At 62.1% G+C, this 18,295-nt stretch carries 21 protein-coding genes; 9 read left to right on the top strand and 12 right to left on the bottom strand.

Features of this window, described 5'->3' with window-relative positions; all coding sequences use genetic code 11:
• Positions 1–36: 36 nt before the first annotated feature.
• From SU48_RS11090 to SU48_RS11070, 5 genes are all read left to right on the top strand, one after another.
• Positions 37–588: an RNA 2'-phosphotransferase gene (locus tag SU48_RS11090; protein WP_064015306.1), complete on the top strand. Its 552-nt coding sequence runs from the start codon at positions 37–39 to the stop codon at positions 586–588.
• Between the two features lie 27 nt (positions 589–615).
• Positions 616–1,359 (top strand): Sir2 family NAD-dependent protein deacetylase, encoded by a 744-nt coding sequence (locus SU48_RS11085; RefSeq protein ID WP_064015305.1) that lies wholly within the window; start codon positions 616–618, stop codon positions 1,357–1,359.
• Between the two features lie 180 nt (positions 1,360–1,539).
• On the top strand, positions 1,540–3,090 hold the full coding sequence (locus SU48_RS11080) for a DUF512 domain-containing protein (protein ID WP_064015304.1): 1,551 nt from the start codon (positions 1,540–1,542) through the stop codon (positions 3,088–3,090).
• A gap of 191 nt (positions 3,091–3,281) precedes the next feature.
• Positions 3,282–3,668 (top strand): large conductance mechanosensitive channel protein MscL, encoded by a 387-nt coding sequence (gene mscL, locus SU48_RS11075; RefSeq protein WP_064015303.1) that lies wholly within the window; start codon positions 3,282–3,284, stop codon positions 3,666–3,668.
• A gap of 60 nt (positions 3,669–3,728) precedes the next feature.
• The gene (locus SU48_RS11070; protein ID WP_064015302.1) at positions 3,729–4,211 is read left to right on the top strand and encodes a DinB family protein; all 483 of its coding nucleotides are present in this window, start codon (positions 3,729–3,731) and stop codon (positions 4,209–4,211) included.
• 313 nt (positions 4,212–4,524) lie between these two features.
• Here SU48_RS11070 and SU48_RS11065 read toward each other — a convergent pair whose 3' ends face one another.
• From SU48_RS11065 to SU48_RS11040, 6 genes are all read right to left on the bottom strand, one after another.
• Positions 4,525–5,145: a 1-acyl-sn-glycerol-3-phosphate acyltransferase gene (locus SU48_RS11065; RefSeq protein WP_231881614.1), complete on the bottom strand. Its 621-nt coding sequence runs from the start codon at positions 5,143–5,145 to the stop codon at positions 4,525–4,527.
• 82 nt (positions 5,146–5,227) lie between these two features.
• Positions 5,228–5,926: an FAD-dependent thymidylate synthase gene (gene thyX, locus SU48_RS11060; RefSeq protein WP_064015301.1), complete on the bottom strand. Its 699-nt coding sequence runs from the start codon at positions 5,924–5,926 to the stop codon at positions 5,228–5,230.
• Between the two features lie 43 nt (positions 5,927–5,969).
• Positions 5,970–6,587, bottom strand: coding sequence for a chloramphenicol phosphotransferase CPT family protein (locus SU48_RS11055; RefSeq protein ID WP_064015300.1), 618 nt, complete (start codon positions 6,585–6,587; stop codon positions 5,970–5,972).
• Between the two features lie 424 nt (positions 6,588–7,011).
• Positions 7,012–7,497 carry an EVE domain-containing protein gene (locus tag SU48_RS11050; protein ID WP_064015299.1) on the bottom strand — a complete coding sequence of 162 codons (486 nt, stop codon included), beginning with the start codon at positions 7,495–7,497 and terminating at the stop codon, positions 7,012–7,014.
• Between the two features lie 4 nt (positions 7,498–7,501).
• The gene (locus SU48_RS14320) at positions 7,502–8,503 is read right to left on the bottom strand and encodes a permease prefix domain 1-containing protein (protein WP_064015298.1); all 1,002 of its coding nucleotides are present in this window, start codon (positions 8,501–8,503) and stop codon (positions 7,502–7,504) included.
• Positions 8,500–8,964: a PadR family transcriptional regulator gene (locus tag SU48_RS11040; RefSeq protein ID WP_231881613.1), complete on the bottom strand. Its 465-nt coding sequence runs from the start codon at positions 8,962–8,964 to the stop codon at positions 8,500–8,502. Before SU48_RS11040 ends, SU48_RS14320 begins: the two co-directional genes overlap by 4 nt.
• Positions 8,965–9,099: 135 nt before the next feature.
• On the opposite strand from SU48_RS11040, the gene SU48_RS11035 reads away from it, so the two are divergent.
• Entirely contained in the window at positions 9,100–10,167 is a 1,068-nt protein-coding gene (locus SU48_RS11035; RefSeq protein WP_064015297.1) for a S1C family serine protease, read from the top strand.
• A 114-nt stretch (positions 10,168–10,281) separates the two neighbouring features.
• Complete coding sequence (locus tag SU48_RS11030) at positions 10,282–10,482, top strand: hypothetical protein (protein ID WP_064015296.1); 201 nt, start codon at positions 10,282–10,284, stop codon at positions 10,480–10,482.
• A 19-nt stretch (positions 10,483–10,501) separates the two neighbouring features.
• On the opposite strand, the gene SU48_RS11025 is transcribed toward SU48_RS11030, so the two are convergent.
• Together SU48_RS11025 and rlmB are read right to left on the bottom strand one after the other, a co-directional pair.
• Positions 10,502–11,440: an aldose 1-epimerase gene (locus SU48_RS11025; protein WP_064015295.1), complete on the bottom strand. Its 939-nt coding sequence runs from the start codon at positions 11,438–11,440 to the stop codon at positions 10,502–10,504.
• On the bottom strand, positions 11,437–12,156 hold the full coding sequence (gene rlmB, locus SU48_RS11020; RefSeq protein WP_064015294.1) for a 23S rRNA (guanosine(2251)-2'-O)-methyltransferase RlmB: 720 nt from the start codon (positions 12,154–12,156) through the stop codon (positions 11,437–11,439). Before rlmB ends, SU48_RS11025 begins: the two co-directional genes overlap by 4 nt.
• Positions 12,157–12,392: 236 nt before the next feature.
• Between rlmB and SU48_RS11015 the strand changes: the two genes are divergently transcribed.
• Both SU48_RS11015 and tmk read left to right on the top strand, forming a co-directional pair.
• Positions 12,393–13,196 (top strand): Nif3-like dinuclear metal center hexameric protein, encoded by an 804-nt coding sequence (locus SU48_RS11015; protein WP_064015293.1) that lies wholly within the window; start codon positions 12,393–12,395, stop codon positions 13,194–13,196.
• Entirely contained in the window at positions 13,163–13,861 is a 699-nt protein-coding gene (tmk, locus tag SU48_RS11010; protein WP_231881612.1) for a dTMP kinase, read from the top strand. The genes SU48_RS11015 and tmk overlap by 34 nt, the downstream gene beginning before the upstream one ends.
• Here the strand turns inward: tmk and SU48_RS11005 are convergent.
• The 4 genes from SU48_RS11005 to SU48_RS10990 form a co-directional block, all read right to left on the bottom strand.
• A complete protein-coding gene (locus tag SU48_RS11005; RefSeq protein ID WP_082869754.1) occupies positions 13,858–14,712 on the bottom strand; it encodes a glutaminyl-peptide cyclotransferase in 855 nt (284 codons plus the stop codon). The two genes, tmk and SU48_RS11005, sit on opposite strands and share 4 nt — an antisense overlap.
• Positions 14,713–14,808: 96 nt before the next feature.
• Complete coding sequence (locus tag SU48_RS11000; protein WP_064015292.1) at positions 14,809–15,234, bottom strand: nuclear transport factor 2 family protein; 426 nt, start codon at positions 15,232–15,234, stop codon at positions 14,809–14,811.
• A gap of 267 nt (positions 15,235–15,501) precedes the next feature.
• Complete coding sequence (queG, locus tag SU48_RS10995) at positions 15,502–16,638, bottom strand: tRNA epoxyqueuosine(34) reductase QueG (protein WP_064015291.1); 1,137 nt, start codon at positions 16,636–16,638, stop codon at positions 15,502–15,504.
• A 299-nt stretch (positions 16,639–16,937) separates the two neighbouring features.
• A complete protein-coding gene (locus SU48_RS10990; protein WP_082869753.1) occupies positions 16,938–18,122 on the bottom strand; it encodes an HD-GYP domain-containing protein in 1,185 nt (394 codons plus the stop codon).
• Positions 18,123–18,295 lie beyond the last annotated feature (173 nt).

The following is an 18,295-nucleotide window of genomic DNA, read 5'->3' as shown; positions in this document are numbered from 1 at the left end:
GATGCATCCTGCGCCCAACTTCTGCACACTGAACCCATGACCGACACACCCCTCTCCGACAAGCACGTCTCTGACAAGCAACTGTCGCACCAACTGTCCTATCTGCTGAGGCACGCGCCGCATCAGGCGGGCCTGACCCTCGCGCCGGGCGGCTGGGTGCCGCTGGAGCCTGTGCTGGCGCATCTGGGCGTGAGCCGTGAACAGGTGGCGCGGGTAGTTGCGGCCAGCGACAAACAGAGATTCAGTCTGGAGGGTGAGCAGATTCGGGCCAATCAGGGCCACAGCGTTCCCGTAGACCTCGAACTGTTGCCCACGCTGCCGCCCACCGTGCTGTATCACGGCACGTTTCCTGCCGCGCTGCCCGCCATCCGTGCCACTGGACTGAAGGCCATGAACCGTCACCACGTCCATCTCTCGCCCGATGTGGCGACGGCCACCAAAGTTGGCGCTAGGCGCGGCTCGCCAGTTGTCCTGACCATTCAGGCAGGCCGGATGCACGCCGCCGGACACGCGTTCTATATCAGTGCCAACGGCGTGTGGCTCAGCGAACATGTGCCGCCCCAGTTCGTAGAGTTTCCGCAGGGCTGAGCCGACAGCCGTGAAATAATCCCCCCTATGCTCACTCTGGATCAGGCCCGCGCCGCCCTCGCTTCTGCTCGGCGGGTGGCCGTCCTGACCGGGGCAGGCGTGAGCGCCGAGAGCGGGATTCCCACCTTCCGGGACGCCCAGACCGGGCACTGGGCGCGGTTCCGGCCCGAAGACCTCGCCAGTCCTGACGCCTATCACCGCGACCCTGATCTGGTGTGGCAGTGGTACGCGGGCCGCTACGCCGATGTGACCCGTGCCCAGCCCAACGGCGCGCATACCCTGTTGGCGCAACTGGAGCGTGAAAAGGGCGCAGGTTTTTTCCTCGCCACCCAGAATGTAGACGGCCTGCACGCCCGCGCAGGCAGCGGTATGGGCGGCGGGCAGATGGTGGAACTGCACGGCAGCCTCGCCAGTGCCCGCGATGAGGTCACGGGTGAAGTGTTCGCCTTGCCCGCCCCTGCCGATCTGGTCACGCCGCCCCGCTCGCCCGCCGGAAACCGCATGCGTCCCCACATCGTCTGGTTTGGCGAATATCTCGCCCCAGCCGACTTGGAAGCCGCCCAAGCCGCGTTCTATGAGGCAGATGTAGCGCTGATTTTGGGCACCAGCGGCCTCGTGTACCCGGCGGCAGGGCTGGCCCGCCATACCCAAGTAGGCGGCGGCTTGGTCATCGAAATCAATACGGCAGACACGGAACTCACGTCTCAGATGGATTTCAGCCTGCGCGATCTGGCCTCCAGTGGGCTGGCGCGGTTGATGAGGGTGGGGTAGGCGAGGGGTTCACCCACAATCTCTACCTTGCACACGCAACAGCGAGCTTGCTGTGCCGAGTCGCCCCAACCGGGACACACATCACACCCAACCACCCCTCGTTCTGTTAAGCTGCCCTGTTTCGCGGCGGCCCTGTACGGCACTGCCGGAAGGGATTGATCTAGTCCGAAGGGAGAACAGATGACCGTCGCCAATTTGAATGACCCGCACAACCCAGCACCACTAACACCGGAAGAACTCTACCCCGCACCCGTCAAAACCGTCGAGGCGGGCAGTCCTGCCGAGCGTGCAGGCGTGCGCCCCGGCGACTTTTTGCTGCGCGTCAACGGGGCCGCCGTGACCGATGTGCTGGCTTACCGCCACGCCTTGTCATTGGGCAAGGCCACGCTGGAAATGGCCCGCCCTATCGCCGCGCCTCAGGTCATGACCGGCGTTCCCGGCACGGCGCAGGATCATCACCGCCTGTTTATGCCGCAGGAGCCGGGGCTGGGCGAAACGTTCTCCTTCGATGTGGAGTGGGAAGACCCCGGCCTAGACTTCGAGGAAGTGCTGTTCGACGGCATCAAGAAGTGCGCCAACAAGTGCGATTTTTGCTACGTGCATCAGATGCCCAGAGGCTTCCGCAAGAGCCTCTACATCATGGACGACGATTACCGCCTGTCGTTCCTCTACGGCTCCTTCGTGACGCTGACCAACCTCACCGAAGGCGACATCAACCGGATTTTGGATGAAAACCTGTCGCCGCTGTATGTGTCGGTGCATACGGCCAATCAGGAACTCCGCCAAGACCTGATGCGCTGGTGGAAACTGAAGGTGAAAGACCCGCAGGCCGTACAGATTCGCGGCATGATCGAGCGGCTGGAAAGCATTGACCTCTATACCCAGATCGTGCTGGTGCCGGGGCGCAATGACCGCGAACACTTGGACGATACGGTGGAATACCTGTCGAGCCGCCCCAACGTCCTCAGCGCGGCGGTAGTACCCATCGGCCTGACCTCGCACCGCACCAACCTGCCCGACGTGCGGACGTTTACCCGCGAGGACGCGCAGGACAGCCTGAAACGCCTGAACATCTGGCGCAAGAAGTTCTTGAACGAGCGCGGCACACGCTTCATCTTTCCGTCTGACGAGTTGTACCTGTTGGCCGGAGAACCGCTGCCCAGTGAGGAAGAATACGAAGGCTTCCCTATGCTGGAAAACGGTGTGGGCATGATCCGCGACTTCCTGACGGGCGGGATGGACGCCGAGTTGCCCGCCGCCCTGCCCCAGCCCAAGCGCGTGATTTTGGCGACTGGCGCACTGTTTGCAGAATCGCTGGATTTGGCCGTAGAACCCCTGCGGGCCATTGAGGGCTTGACGCTGGAAGTGCGGGCCGTAGAAAACAAAACCTTCGGCAAAGTGACGACGGTGGCGGGCCTGCTGACCGGACGCTGTTTCCGGCATGCCGTCAAGCCCGGAGAAGCCGACTTGCTGCTCGTGCCGCCCACCACCCTGCGCTACGGCACCGAACTGATGCTGGACGACACCAGCCTGACCGAACTCCGCAAGGAGTTTAAGATGGATGTGCAGGCGGGCGGGGCCACGTTGGGCGAGTTGGCCCGCGTGATCCTGAATGCCGCCACCAGCAGCGGTCACCAGTGGGGGATGAGCGCCCACGCCGTCAAGGACAGCGGCAAAGCAGATTCCGTGCAGATCCAAGTGGCCGAACAGGGCATGCGCGGTCAGGCGTAAAAGCCTGTAGCTCAGCACTGGACGGCAGAGCATTGGGTGGCAAAGCACTGGGCAGCAGGGAGTTCACTCTTCTTGTTGCCCAGTGCTTTGCGCCTAATTTTTCTTCTGACTTATTGTCCATACATCTAAGCTGACTGCCGAGTTGCTGACTAGCCTTCAAGTTTCACCAAAATAAGTGTAAGATTGTTCTCATGTTAAGTGGATTCCAGAAGTTTTTGATGCGCGGCAATTTGGTTGATCTTGCCGTCGGTGTGATTATCGGCGCGGCTTTTGCGGGTGTCGTCACGGCCTTTACGCAGGGTGTGGTCATGCCCATTCTCGGCATCTTCGGCGGGGTGCCTAACTTCGATGCTCTCACCTTCAGTATCAACGGCAGCATCTTCAAATACGGCACGTTCCTCACGGCTTTGATTACGTTCGTCATTACTGCGGCGGTGGTGTACTTCTTTGTCATCACGCCCTTTACCCGGATGCTGGAACGCGCCAAGCGTGAAGAAAAGCCTGCCGTGGAAGAACCCACCAACCAAGAGAAATTGCTGGCCGAAATCCGCGACGCCCTTCAGAACCGCCCGCTGTAAGGTTCTTCTCTTGCCGCGCCGCCCCTGTTGTCGTGGGCGGCGCGGCTCTATTGTGTGTCCATGACTGCACCTACTCCTGCGCCCACCGCCCCGTCCCGCTCGGCCCTGTTGGCCCGCGCCCTACACGGCCACCGCGCCGCCCTGATGGACTTGTATGCCGAATTGCCCGACGATCAGGCCCACTTTGCGGCGTGGGAAGGCGGCATGACCTTCGTGGCGTTGGCCGATCACCTGTCGGGCAGCAGCGAGCGGATGTTGGCGATGTTGCAGGGCCAGACTCCCGGCGCATTGCCTGCTCCTAGCGCCGATTTGCCTGCCGCCCGCGCCCGCCTTCAGCACACCACCGAGGCCGCCATGAGCGCCATTGCCGCCCTCAGCAACGAAGACCTCAGCCGCCGCGTGACCGCATTCGGGGGCCGCGAAATGCCGATTGCCGCCCTCGTCGACATGCTGGTTACGCATGAAGCGCACCACAAAGGTCAGGTGTGGATGATGGCCCGCATGATCGGCATAAAGCCGCCGATGTTCGTCAAAATGGGCTAAGCCCAGTCCGCCAACGGGGCCAGCCTGAGCATGGGCTGGCCCTGTTTTTGCCGTGTGATACGGACTCCGCTTAATTCCGCCGCAATCGGAACTGCTCTGCTTGGAGCTTCACACCGCGTGGCCCGTAGTTTTCCACACTCGCTCCGCTCGGATTGAGGCGCTAAAGGGTGGCGCTTTCAATCGGAATTCGGAGTATAAGAGCATGTATCAAAAGAGTTGTTTTGACCGAACGAAGTGAGTGGATTTCAGCGAGGATTTGGCAGAAGGGAAACGTCAGGAGTCTTTTTCTGACGCTTCCATTGGGACAAATGCTCTAGGTCTTGCTCGGCCCGCCCGCCTCTTTGGGCCGGGGAATGATGGGCGTCTCGTTGGCGGGCACGCGGCCCCGCACGTCTTTCAGCATCTCGCGGATCAGGGCAAAATCGGCGTCTAGGTCGCCTGTAGGCGTCACATAACCGATGACGCCGATGCGCTTGTGTTGCCAGTCCAGCGCGATCACGCCGATGGGCAGGCCCGCTTCCAGCGCCATGTAATAAAAGCCGGTTTTCCAGTACTGGCCGCGCTTGCGGGTTCCTTCGGGGGCCACCACCAACACGATTTCCTTCTGGCTGTGAATCAGGGCCACCACCGCGTCTACAAAGTTGCCGCCCGCCCGCTGACGGTTGACCGGCAGGCCCCCCACCGCCCGCATAAACAACCCCAGCGGAAACTGAAACAGTTCTTTTTTGCCCACCCAATGCACCGGGATGCGGGTGCCCCAGCGCCACAGCAGGGCAGGCCAGAAATCGAGGTTGCTGGTATGGGGAGCAGCAGCGGCCACAAATTTCGGCCCCGGCGGAGGCGCGATCATAGATTCCCACCCCGCCGCACGCAAAATGGAGGAAGCCGCACGCGACAACAGGGTGGGCCGCTGATTCAACCAGAGTACAGACACGCTTTGCAGTATAGGTGGGGAGCTATTGACCGCAGACCTATTTAGACGCGGTTCATTTATTGCCGCATCAGAGGCAGGCCGCTCAGTGGGCTTGTTCGGCCACCAACGCCCGCCATTCGCGGAAGGTGACAGGAAACAGCGGTTCAGCCAGTTCTGCGAGGGCGCGAGCATACAGCCGCATCTCGTACTGTGCGCCGTCGTGGTCGCGCAGGCCGATAAAGTGCAGCAGGCTTCTGACGTTGAAGGTGTAATACGACTCTGTATACAGGCTTTGCGGCAGCACTCCACGCGCCTGCTCCCGTGTGACGCTGAGGCCCAGCAACGTCTGGTACGCGCCGTAAGCTGCCTTCCACGCTTCCTCCCACACCCGCGCCGCCTCTGCCTGATCAAGTGTGCCGTCGTCCTCTACGCTGGCTTGGCGGTTGCTGGGAGCTTGCCGCCGGAAGCTGGGGGGCTGAAAATTGCGCTCCTGCTGCTCCACGTAGCGGCCCGACGTTTCGTTTTTTGAGACTCCTGCTCTGTGTCTAACCCACTGCCGATCAACAAAAATCGGGCAAATCACTTTAAAAGTAATCATGTTGTGTTCAAAAGGCGAACCGTGCTGATGCCGAAGCAGGTAGCGAATCAGCTTTTCGTCTCGGGCATTGAGGGGGGCGTCACTGTCGCCACCGAAACTCACACGTGCGGCGTTGGCGATCATTTTGTCATCGCCCGCGTGCTGAATCAGGGTGACGCTGCCCAATTGGTCACCGAGGGGGTAAAGGGTACGGGCGTCTGTCATCTCGGCGTTACTGTAGCGCCCGCACGCCGAGCCACCAAGTTGCTCACCCGTCCGAAGGCAGCGCCGTTCCGTCTTGGGCTGCTCCTGCCCGGTCTACTGTTCTTTGTGCCGCTCTCCCAAATACACTCCGGGCTGTCCGGCTAGACCAAGCCTCAACGATACGTTTAGCGTTTTGCTGTGGAGAAACGAGCGAATCCACCTCTAGGTCATAGGAACTGAACGTGTGCACGGTTGCGAAGTCCCGGCGTGCGTCACCGATTCTGCGGTCACCCCGCTGCTGTTCTCTGCGCTCCAATTCGGGCAAAGGACAATGGACGCCCACGAGGAACACATCAACACCGCCAAGCCGTTGGAGGAGGGTTCGCCACTGGTCTGACGATTCGATGATGTAATCCAAGACCAGATTGTTGCCCGCACTCAAGAGGGCAGGTAAGCAGTTGTAGTAGCCCTCAAACAGTTTTGGCCGCATTTCGGCCCATGAAAAGGGGCCACTTGCTTCGCGGCGCTGGGGTAAGACGCCGTCACGGAACATCAGGAAATCCAGTGAGAATTGCAGGAACGGCTCGTCAAGCTGATCTTGCAGGGCGGCACAGAGTGTAGATTTGCCTGCGCTTGAGGGGCCGTTGAGCAAAATCACTTTGCCGAGAGGAACAGAGGTCATAGACAAGACTATATGAAGGGCCGCGTGGGGTTCTGCATTGCTTCCGGGCTGGCTCCAACTGTGATTTGTTGCAGGGACATCTCAGTGCAAGCGGAGACACCCTACTGCGTCAAAACCTCAGTTTCGAGCACAAAAACCCGCCTGCCCCGGAGGAGGAGAGGGCAGGCGGGGCAATTAGGATGCGGGCGGAGGCTTGGCCCGCCGTGGAAGGTCTAACGGGGGGATTTCAGCGTCTGGGACGATTGGCAACACGCACGCGCACGGGCACCTGCTTGGGCCGCTCTTGTTGCGCCGCGATCAGCAGTGAAGTGGTGATAACCAAGGCGGCCAGCAGCAGTTCCATGCGTGCAGTGTGCGCCCTCGCCTCTGACAAGACCGTGACAAGTGCTGCGGGTTGGCGTGGGTAAATGGGACTCTTCGGCGTTCATGTGGAGGCCGCGCTCAGTTGCTCCAGCTCTAATCCCACCGCTTCCAATGCCGCCCTAAACTGCTCTGCCGTCACCGGAATCACGCTGAGGCGCGTGCCCTTTTGGGTCAGGGGCGAGTCGGCCCATTCTAGCAGCCCCCGGAGGGCGTCCAGCGTCAGCAGGGTGGGAAAGGCCAGAACGGGCGACACGTCTACCATGCTCCAGCGTGGATTGTCGGGCAGGCCTTTAGGGTCGAAATAGGCGCTTTCTGGGTCGAATTGCAGGTTGTCGGTGTAGGCCGCCCGCACCACCCGCGCTACGCCTGCCACGCCGTTTGGTTTGGCGTTGGAATGGTAGATCAGGCACAGGTCGCCCGCCACCATTTGGCGCAAATAGTTGCGGGCCAGATAATTCCGCACGCCGTTCCATGGCTCCTTGCCCACCCGTACCAGATCGGGGTAGCCGAACACGTCGGGTTCAGATTTCAGAAGCCAGTAGAGCATGAGGTCAGGGTAGCGTTTGGGGAAGAGCAGGCAGTGGCGGGAGGTCGCGGGTATCGCTGTTAATGCGTAAACGTCCGGCGTTGACCTCAAAAAATGGGGCCTTGGGTTTCAAGGAATATTCAAGTGGCATGACCATGATGTACAGAGAGCGATCTATGTTGTCGAAACCAGCACCACCAGAGAAGACCAAGCTCCAGCGGTTCAGGGCCATCGGCTGTTCCATCCAGTCGGCCTGCTGTGTCAGGGGTAGCTGTGCGGCCAGTTTCTTATCGGCTTCGTAACAGGCTCCGTAGGGAATGAAACCCCCCATCTGTCCCCCTTCCACCTGATTCCTGATGAGCGCAGATGGAATCTCTGGGGTAAGGAAATAAATCCCCAAGTTCTTGCACTGCGGATACCAAGGTAAAGATTCAGGCTGGTAAACACTTCCATTGATCAGCCAACGCTGCTGATAGCGGTAACTGCCGGGAGCGTTGATCTTCTGCTTGGCGCTGATCTGAGAGATATCGAGTACCTGAACTCGGCGCATATCCTCACTGATGAAGGCGGCGACAATGCTCTGCGTGCCTTTCGGGTACGTGATGTTATAGGCGTCGTAGTGCCCTCTGGGGGCAGTGGAATAAGTGAAAAGTAATTTTGCGTCATCGGCAGTGAATTCATCACGGAAGACACCCACCCTCGGCGGCATCCACTCCCTATACCCCCACCAGCCACCGCCGCCTGTCAACAAAACCACCAGCGCCAGCCAGCCTGCTTTGTGCGTCAGCGCGTGCCCCAGCAAACTGCGGTTCACAGGCTGCGGGTCGCCCATGCCCTTTACGGCCAAAAACTCGGCTTCCTCGCGGCTAAAGCCCTGCGTCTCGTGTTCGGCGGTGCGCTCCAGCAAGTGTGCCCGCAACTCGGCGGCGGCGTCTAGGCGCTCGGCTTTGGGCAGGCCCAACGTGGCGCGGTGAATGTAGGCGTTGATGCTCAGCAGGCGCGGCGCACGGCGGAGGCGGCGGGTCATACGGGTTGCCTGAGCCTACGCAGGAATATCAAATTGCGATGATTCGCAAGAATTAGCTGAGCGGAGCGAGTGGCAAAAAGTACGAGCTGGCGGAGATGGACGAACATCCGGTGTCGTTGCGGATGTTCGGGAATCAGAGCAAGTTCGTATAACAGGGCGTCCAGTGCGCCGCGTAGCGTTTGCCACTCGGCCCGCTTGCTGCTCAGCGCCCCTGTACCTTCATCGGTCAGGCGGTACACCTTGCGGGGTGCGCCGCCCTTGTCGCTGGGTTGCCAATCGCTTTCCACCCAGCCCGCCTTCACCAAGCGGTGCAGCGCCGGATACAGGCTGCCCTCACGCAGATCGAACAGGCCGCCGCTGCGCTCGTTCACGTACTTCAGGATGTCCAGCCCGTAGCGCGGTTGCTCGCTCAGGGCGGCCAGCAGGGCCAGATCAAGCGTGCCGGATTTCAGCGGGTTCATCAACGTTCTCCTCTTGGATACTTGCTTACTAAGGTAGTTGCCTTCAGCTATCTTGTCAAGCAAGGTAATGAAGGGCTGAATTGCCCGGTGCCTTCTCCCACTTTATTTTTTACTGTGCCGCCCTAGAATCAGCCTGTGCGATTCTCGCCGTGGTTACCTGTCCTCCTGATCCTTGCGCTCGGTGCCTATTTGTTGCCAGAGCAGACCAGCGCGCCGGTGCTGTCTGTGCCGCCCGCCCAAACCAGTGCGCTGCCCAACCAGTTGCCCGAAACCACCCGCGCCCTGTTCGAGAAGCTGCGCCCCGCCACCGTGCGCGTGGAAAGCGTGAACAGCGCCCGCAACACGGCGGGCCTCGGCACCGGCTTTTTTATCAGCGACACGGGGCAGGTTCTCACCGCGTACCACGTGGTTGCAGAGGGGCAACTGTTCCAAATCAGCACCTTGTCGGGGCGTTCTTATCCGGCGCGGGTCACGGCCTTCGATGCCGATGCCGATGTAGCGCTGTTGCAGGTGCAGGGGCGCGGGCCATTCCCGGCCTACAATCTCGCCACCCGCCCGCCACGTGTGGGCGAAACGGTGCTGGCGATTGGTAACAGTGGCGGAGACTTTTTGCAACCGCGCCGGGGCCGCTTGCTGCGCCTGAATGCCGATGCAGGCCGCGCCGATTTCCCGCAGGGCACGCTGGAAATGACCGCGCCCCTTGCTCCCGGCGACAGCGGCGGCCCGATCATAGACGGCAACGGGCAGGCCATCGGCGTCATCAGCTATATCCGCGTAGACACCAGCGGGCAAACGCGCACCAGTTACGCCGTGCCCGTGACCGAGGGCAACGACTTGATTACGGCCCTCAGAACCGGAGTTAAGCGCGATACGCCTGTGGTGGGCCTCGTGTTCGATGACCGTCACAGTGGACTCACCAATCCGCCCGGCGCAGTGGTGGCCCGCGTCGCCAAGGGCAGTCCCGCCGCCCGCGCAGGCTTGCAGGGAGCCACCCTCGATGAGAACAACAACTTGGCAGGCCTCGGAGACGTGATTCTGACCGTCAACGGTGTGCGTACCCGTGACGCTGGCGAGGTCATCAATCAGATTCGCCGCGCCGAAATTGGCGACACTATTACGCTGGGGTATCAGCGGGGCGAGCAACGCAGAGAAGCGCAAATTAAGCTGGCAGCGCGGCGCAGTGTGCCGGATTTGGATCAGTAAAAAACCGTGAGTATGAGTGGTCAGTCGTCAGTGGGAAAAGGACTGGGGCCGACGCTCAAGCTTTCGTTACGTTCTGCAAATGCCCGTTTCATCCGTCTAGCGCACACTAAACAGATGTCACGTGCCTTTGTCAAAGAAGACAGTGGGGAACGCTGGACGCCCCCAACCGCCCCGGCCCAATACCGAATCGTGCTGCCCACCGATCACGGCCCGGAAGTCCTGCGCGAAACCGATGATTTGCTGATCGCGTTGCAACGGCTTCAAGCAGGCCTAGAAGTGCGGGATCGTCAGGGAATTCTGATTGCCAGAGGGTAAGTGCTTTTCACCCTTCCAATCACCACTCGCCTTCTACCGTCACCCGCAGCGCTCCCGCCAGACTTTGCCCCGGCTGGAGCGTTTTCATGTCGGTGCCGCCAATGCACCGCACGGCCAAGTTGAAGGCGTCGGTGGCGTGCGACACGGGTTCGAGGGCAAGGCTTCCGTCTGGGGCCGTGAACACCACCAGATGCGAAAACACGTTGTCGGCGGTGAGGATCAGGGCGCGGCGGGGGCTATTTTCTGACGGCCAATCTAGGCGGGCGATGCCGTCCCACCCGGTATACACACGGTCTAGCGTCTGCGTGCCAACGGCGGTGGGTGTGCGGAAATCCTCGGCAGGCTGTACGGGCCTCGCGCCGCCCGTGGGCAAATGGCGTTCGTCGGTGTCATAGGTCAGCGCCGCATCAAAGGTCAGCAGCGGCTCTAAGCCATCTTGGGTGCGGGCAAAATAGGGATGCAGGCCCATGCCAGCGGGCATTTCAGCGGCAGGCATAGGCCGCGAATCCACGTTGGTCAGGGTCACGCTGATATCCAAATGCGGCCCGTGCAAGCGGTATTCCATGCGCCCGGTGAAGGCCCAAGGCCAGTTCAGATCAGCCACGTCCCGGCTGTCGAAGTCGCAGATCAGGTGGGAATCGCTCGCCCGCGTGACCGTCCACGGGCGGTTTCTCACGTCGCCGTGCTGAGACAGGCCGTCTTTGGTATTGGGCTTCAACTGTACGGTTTGGCCCCCAAATTCAAAGCGGGCGTCCCGAATCCGGTTGCTGTAGGGCAGCAGCGCAAAGCAGGCGCATTGGCTGCTGGTCTGCACAGCTTCCAGTGGTACGCGGCGCATCACCGGGCGGCCCGACGCGGCACGCAAGTTCAGGATGCTGGCCCCCACGTCGGGCAAGATTTCGAGGGTCAGGGCAGGGCTAGAGATAGTTTGGACTTGCCACTTGGCGGGAGCGCTCACCCCTTGCCGCCCCGGTTGCGCGTCGCCTCATACAGCAAAATGCCCGCCGCTACCGATGCATTCAGGCTTTGTACGCGCCCAGTGGTGGGAATCTTGACCAGCACGTCACACTTTTCGCGCACCAGACGGCGCAGGCCTTCGCCCTCGGCCCCGATGACAAGCGCCAATTTGCCCGAAAAATCGGTGCGGCCAATGTCCTGCGCGGCCTCGCCCGCTGCGCCGTACACCCACACGTTGTCTTCTTTCAGGGAATCTATGAAACGCGGCAGGTTTTTGGTCTGCGCTACAGGCAAATAAGCCACCGCGCCCGCCGCTGTTTTCGCCACAACAGGCGACAGGGGCGCACTTCGTCGCTCCTCTACCACCACGCCGTGTGCGCCCAAGACCTCCGCCGAACGGATGATGGCCCCAAAGTTGCGTGGATCGGTAATGCCGTCCAGCAACACGATCAACAGGGGTTCGCCCCGCGATTCGGCCCGGTCAAAAATGTCGTCTACGCTGGCCCATTTCAGGTCTTCCACTTCGGCCACCACGCCCTGATGCTGCGTCGTGCCCACCATCTGATCCATCTCTATACGCGAGGTAAAGCGCACCACCACGTCTAATTCCTTGAGTTCCCTGATAAACGATTCTTCTACGCCCCGCGCCACCAACACCTCATGAACGCGCCCATCTGCGATGGCTTCCAGCACCGGATTCCGCCCGTACAGCAACATGGGGGTAGTTTAAGGCACGCGGCGGGAAGGGCTATGGGTTGGGTTCTGAGTTGGCGTGTAAACCCCCCAGTCTGCTTCGCAGCCAGCCCCCCTTAAAGGGGAGCGTAAAAGCCCTTGTCCTCCCCTTAAGGGGGGGCGTTGCACAGCAACGGGGGGGGTTACACACCAACTTTAACTTCACCCCAACCCCACATCCCCCACCCTTTGTCCCGCCCACCCCGGCCTAGAATGCGGGCATGACCGATCTTTCTCCTGCCTCCACATCTGCCCAGCCCGTGCGGGGCGAAGTGCCGCGCGACGTGCTGGTGCGCTGGCTGAACGAGTACCTGAACGTGGGCGCACTCCCTGACCCCAGCATGAACGGCCTGCAAATCGAGGGCACCGACATGATCCGGCGCGTGGCCGCCAGCGTGGACACCAGCGCCCGCTCTTTGCAGGAAGCCGCCGACAGTGGCGCAGACATCCTGCTCGTGCATCACGGGCTGTTCTGGGGCGAGGCGCTCCCCATTACCGGGCCACACCGCCTGCGCGTCCGCACGGCACTCATGGCCGATCTGAACCTCTACGCCGCCCACATTCCGCTGGACGCCCACCCCGAAGTGGGCAACAACGCCATGATGGCCCGCGCCCTGACCCTGCAAAACACGGAGCCTTTTGGCGACTGGCAGGGCCACAAGATCGGTTTGGCGGGAGAATTGCCCTTTGTGCAGAGCCTTCAGGACTTTGCAGACCGGGTGCAGAAGTTGACCGGGGAAATCTGTCTGGTACACGGCGGCGGCATTCCGCACGTCCACCGCCTCGGCATCGTCAGTGGCAGCGGCGCGGGCGCAGTGGCCGAGGCCGCCGCGATGGGCCTCGATACCCTGCTGACTGGAGAACCCGAACACAAGTACTTTCATGATTCTTTTGAGTACGGCGTGAACGTGGTCTATGCCGGACATTACGAAACCGAAGTCTTCGGCGTGCGTGCGCTGGCCGCCCGCCTAGAGGATGAATTCGGCTTGCCGTGGCAATTCCTGCACCTGCCGACTGGCCTGTGAGTCCTGAATCTCGCGGCCTGTTCATCACCTTCGAGGGGCCGGAAGGGGCGGGCAAAACCACCCAGATTGCGCGGCTGGTGGAGCAGTTGGAAGGCGCTGGCGTGGCCCACATTCTGACCCGCGAACCGGGCGGCACACCGCTGGGCACGCGGATTCGGCAAGTGGTGCTGCTAGAGCCTGACTTGCAAGTCGATCCGCTGCCCGAATTCTTACTGTATTCGGCCAGCCGTGCCCAACTGGTGGGCCAAATCATCCGGCCCGCACTGGCACGCGGGGAAGTGGTGGTCTGTGACCGCTACGCCGATTCCAGTCTGGCCTATCAGGGGGCGGGGCGGGGGCTGGATGCGGGCTTGCTGGCCCAGATCACGCAAGCAGCCACCGGAGGCCTGAAACCCGATTTGACCTTTCTGCTCGATCTCGATCCCGCGATTGGGCTGGCCCGCGCGGCCACACGCGGCGAACCTGACCGTTTGGAACGCGCCGACTTGGCTTTTCACCAACGGGTACGGGCAGGCTTTCTGGCACTGGCTCAGCAGGAACCGGGGCGGTTTCACGTACTGGACGGCACACAAGAACCGGATGACTTGGCAGGGCAAATTTGGGCAGTCGTGGAAAACAAGTTGAGAATGGGGCAGGCCGAGGCGCACGCCTCAAGCAGTGGCTAGCGCCCTACTGCTCCCCGCCCAGTCACGCCCGCTTCCACCTTCAGGCCCGGCAATTTCACTTCAAACAGCGTGGGCCAGCGTTTGCCTGTCAGCAGCAGCGTGCCGCGTTCTGGAATGAAGGCGATGCCGTTGGGCACGTCGTCGAAGGTCAGAGGTTTGCCTGTGCGTGCGGCGGTGGTGCTGGCCTCACGTGTCAGGTTCGATACGTCAATCCATGCCATGACCTTCCCAGTGGCCGGGTCGATCTTGGCAATCCGGTCTGTGAGCCACACGTTGGCGTACACGCTGCCCTGCACGTATTCAAGCTCGTTCAGGTTGCGTACAGGCTGACCCTGATCGGTCACGGTGACGCTGCGCTTGATGGCGAAGGTTTTGGGATCGCGCCAGACCAACGCCGCGCTGCCGCTGCTCATGATCAGGTGCTTGCCGTCGTTGGTCAGGCCCCAGCCTTCGCCCGTGTAGCGGTAGCGGCCCGTCTCGCGCAAGGTAGTGGCGTCGAAAGCGAACGCCACGCCACTTTGCCAAGTGATGTGGTAGGCCACGCTGCCCAGCACGGTAGAGCCTTCGCCAAATGCCTGTGCCAGCGGCGTCGCTACGCTGGCTTGTACGCGGCCTGTTTTCAGGTCGACCCGGCGCACACCCGATTCTCCTACCTGCCCAGTGCTTTCCAGCAAGACGCCGCCGCCCAGATACTGGAGTCCCTGTGTAAAGGCCGCCCGGTCATGCGGAAAACGCGCCGTGACTCTGGGCGTCAGCAACGGAGTGCGCACCGATGGAGAGAGGGGAAGGGCGGGGGCCGGGGCAGCGACACTGGTCAGGCACAGCAAGGAGAGCAGAAGGCGGGAGCGCACGCCCTTATGGTAGGGCGCGGCTGACCCCCTCCGGGGCGGTTGTCCACTTTATGCGGACTTTAGATAGGGGTATGAAATGGGGGTGAGAGGAGCAGGTTATTCGGAGCGAACCTCGGCCACGCCTGTATTCACGAACGCCGCCGAATCGTAGTAGGTGCGGAAGGCGCTGACCTTATCGCCGTCGATCTCGATGATGCTGACGCCCCGGTAGGCCAGATCGGAGCCGCCCTTCAGTTGTCCGGTGGCTTCCCATTCCATCAGGCCAGTGCCGGCTGCCTCTAGGTGGTGCGTAAATTCGCTGCGAATAGTCTCAAAGTTGGACAGGTAGGCCGTCCAGAATTCGCGTGCGCCGTCTTGCCCTGTCCACGTGTGGGTCGTCAGGTTCCTCAGGCTGGAGCCTTCGGCGAAGAGGGCCACCAACGGTTCTACGTCGCCCGTTTGTTCAATCGTCTGGAGCGCCTGCATAAACTGCTCGGTCAGGTTGCTGGGAGTCTGGTTTTGGGTGGAATCGGCTTGGGTCATGCCTTACCCCAACACGCCCGCGCGGGTCAAAGCGTGGGGCATCCCCCAGAATGGAGGAGCCATAAAGTCTGGCTCAAGTGTCGCTCAACTTTGACTGAATGCCGAGGTGATTGATTTCAGCAGAATTGGCGATTACGGGCGAACCCCCAGTCTGCTGCGCAGCCAGCCCCCCTTAGAGGGGAGCGCAAAAGCTGTTGTCCTCCCCTCAAGGGGGGGCGTTGCGCCAGCAACGGGGGGGTTCACCTACCAGCGCAACCTTCCTGCCCGCTAGAGCACTCCTGCCAAAGCCTGTGCCGCTGTATCCCGAACCGCTTCATGGGGGTCGGCCAGCAGGGGAGAGAGGAGGTCAGCTTCGCCCCAGCGTCCCAGTGCCCACGCTGCCGCTTCGCGCACTTCCCATACGGGGTCTTGGGTTCCGGCCAGCAGCAGTGGGCGGGCTTGTTCGCGGCCCTCATGGTCGGCGGGCAGGTTGCCCAGCACCGTCAGGGCGTTGCGGGCCATGCCTTTGCGGCGAGGGCGAAGCAGAGCAGTTCCGGCCCATTCCCGTTCAAATTGCCGCTCACTGACTCCAAAAAACCGAGTCAGGTCGGGGAAGGCCAGCCGCGCCTGAGGTTCCAACAGCCGGGCCAGCGGGCCAGCTTTGGCGCTCCAAGGGCACACTTCGCTGCACACGTCGCAGCCCAGCAGCCAGTCTCCGACTCCGGCACGCCACTCGTGCGGCAGCGCCCCCCGGTGTTCTATGGTCAGATATGACACGCAACGCCGCGCATCTATGGTGCGGTCATCGCCAATGGCCGCCGTTGGGCAGGCCGAAATGCAGCGGGTGCAGCGGCCACAGCGGTCAGGGTGGGCCGCTGCTTCGGTTTCCCAAGGCAAGTCGGTGAGGAGTACCGCCAGCGTCACGAACGCTCCGAGCCGCGTGCTGACCGTCATGCCCGATTTGCCGCGCCAGCCCAAAAAAGCGCCCGCCGCAAAGAGCCGCTCCATGATAGGGCCGTGATCCACGTACCCCCGCGCCCGCACGCCCAGCCGCGCCGCTTCCTGCTCTAGCCGGGTCAGCAAGGGCTGCAACTGGTCGTGGTAATCGGGCGTCCAAGCGTAGCGGGCCACGCGCCCCAACCGCACGCCGTCACTCGGCACAGGCGGGGGGGCAAAGGCATGAGAGACACCCAGCACCAGCACGCTGCCCACACCCTCTAAGCGGCTGGCGGGGTCGGCGCGGGCGGGCAGTTGCCGCTCTAGGTAGCCCATCCCGGCGTGCTTGCCTGCACCCAGCCACCCGGCATACTCAGCCACCGCCGACGCTGGAACCCGTGCCGCCGCCCAGCCCACCGCGTCGGCTCCCAGCGCGGAGGCGAGGTCGGCCAAGGTTTCGGCAGCAGAGGTGGGGGCAGCGGAAAGCATCGGGGCAAAGTATGGCGCTGGGAGCGGGGGGAGATTGGGGGGTAGGGCGGGGAATTGGTGAGGTCGGGAGGGCGTCTAAGGGTCGAGGGTCGAAGGGTCTAAGGCAGGGCAATCGCTGGCGCTCACTCACCCCCCTCCCCGGCCCTCCCCCGCAAGGGGAGAGGGAGCAACAGCCCCAGATTCTTGCCCTTGCCCTTAGCCCTCGCCCCCTGCGGGACTCCTAGAGCTGTGCAGCAGAGGGGGCAATTCAGCAACCGTCCCCGCCCCGCCCCGACACCCTAGACCAAGCCCCCACCAACTCAATCTCCCACCGCCCCCAATCCCGCCTGATCTTCGTCCAGTACAGCCAGCAGCGCGTCTATCACCACTGCGTCGAAGTGGCTGCCGCGTGCCGTGACCAAGTGGGCTACTGCTTCGGCGTGGCTCCATGCGCGTTTGTAGGGGCGGGCGCTGGTCAGGGCGTCATACACGTCACAGGCGGCAAAAATCCGGGCGGGCAAGGGAATATCCGTGCCGCTCAGTCCATGTGGATAGCCGCTACCGTCCCAACATTCGTGGTGGGCCATGATGACGTCGTGGGCGCTGCGGGGCAAAAAGCTGAGTTGCCCGGCCAGTTCCGCGCCTTGCTGAACATGCAGCTGCATTTGGGCGCGGGCTTCGGCGTCCAGTGCACCGGGATGGTGCAAAATCACGTCTGGAATCGCCATTTTGCCGATGTCGTGCAGGTAGGCTCCCCAGCGCAGGTCACGCAGTTCCGGCCCACTCAGGCCGAGGCGTTGGCCCAAGCGCCCCGCCAGTGCGGTCACGCGGTCTGTATGGCCCTGCGTTTCGGCGTCCCGCGCTTCCAACATCAGCCCCAGCGCACGCAAGGCGCTTTCGTGGGCGGCCTGCTCGCGTTCTTCGGCGTCTAGGCGGGCGGCCAGCAGCGCCACCAATCCCATAATCGTGCCTAAGGTCTGGCGTTCGTAGGGTGTCCACAGGTGGGCCTCGAACACATGCGACAGCAGCGCCCCCACCAACACGCCCGCGCGGTTGCGAATGGGCGCGGCGGTCAGGGCGAACACGCCCAAATCTGGAAAGCCCGCAGACTGTGGTTGCAGGCGGGTATCGTTAAAAAACAGTGGCCCAGTGGCCGTTTCCAGCGCCTGCACCAGTGGCAGGTGGTGAGGCAATCCGTGCGCCAGCAGCGCGTCCATCGCCGCCCCTTGCGGCATCACGCCACTCGCGGCGCGGGCGTGGTAGGTCAGCGTGGCGTCGCGCAACTGAAAATATCCGGCCCCCACCGCCGAAGTGCGCTCCACCAGCACATTCAGCACCGGACTCATGGCGCTGCCCAAATCGGGGGCAGTCAGGCCCAACTGCGTGAGGTGCAGGGTCAGGTCGCCCAAACTCAGCGGTTGCAGAGGCAGGGGTTCAGCCGGAATCAGCAGCGGAGTGGGTGGGTCGCCGGGGGAGTCGTCGGAGAGCGAGAGAGCGCCAGTCATAGTGCAAATTTAGCCTGAGCTTTATGACGAAATTCTCACACAGCTCAACTGTACGAGGCTTCATGTGAAAACTTTTTGCTCTGACTACTTTGCAAATTAATGGACAACCTCAGATCAATACTCCATATGGTCAGAAAGGGATGGTGACCTGAAGTTGTGGGTCATGGGGCGGG

The sequence above is a fragment of the Deinococcus puniceus genome, from assembly GCF_001644565.1.
Taxonomy (GTDB): Bacteria; Deinococcota; Deinococci; order Deinococcales; family Deinococcaceae; genus Deinococcus; species Deinococcus puniceus.
Note: the sequence above shows the minus strand (reverse complement) of the source record. Positions and strands in the feature narration are given on the sequence as shown.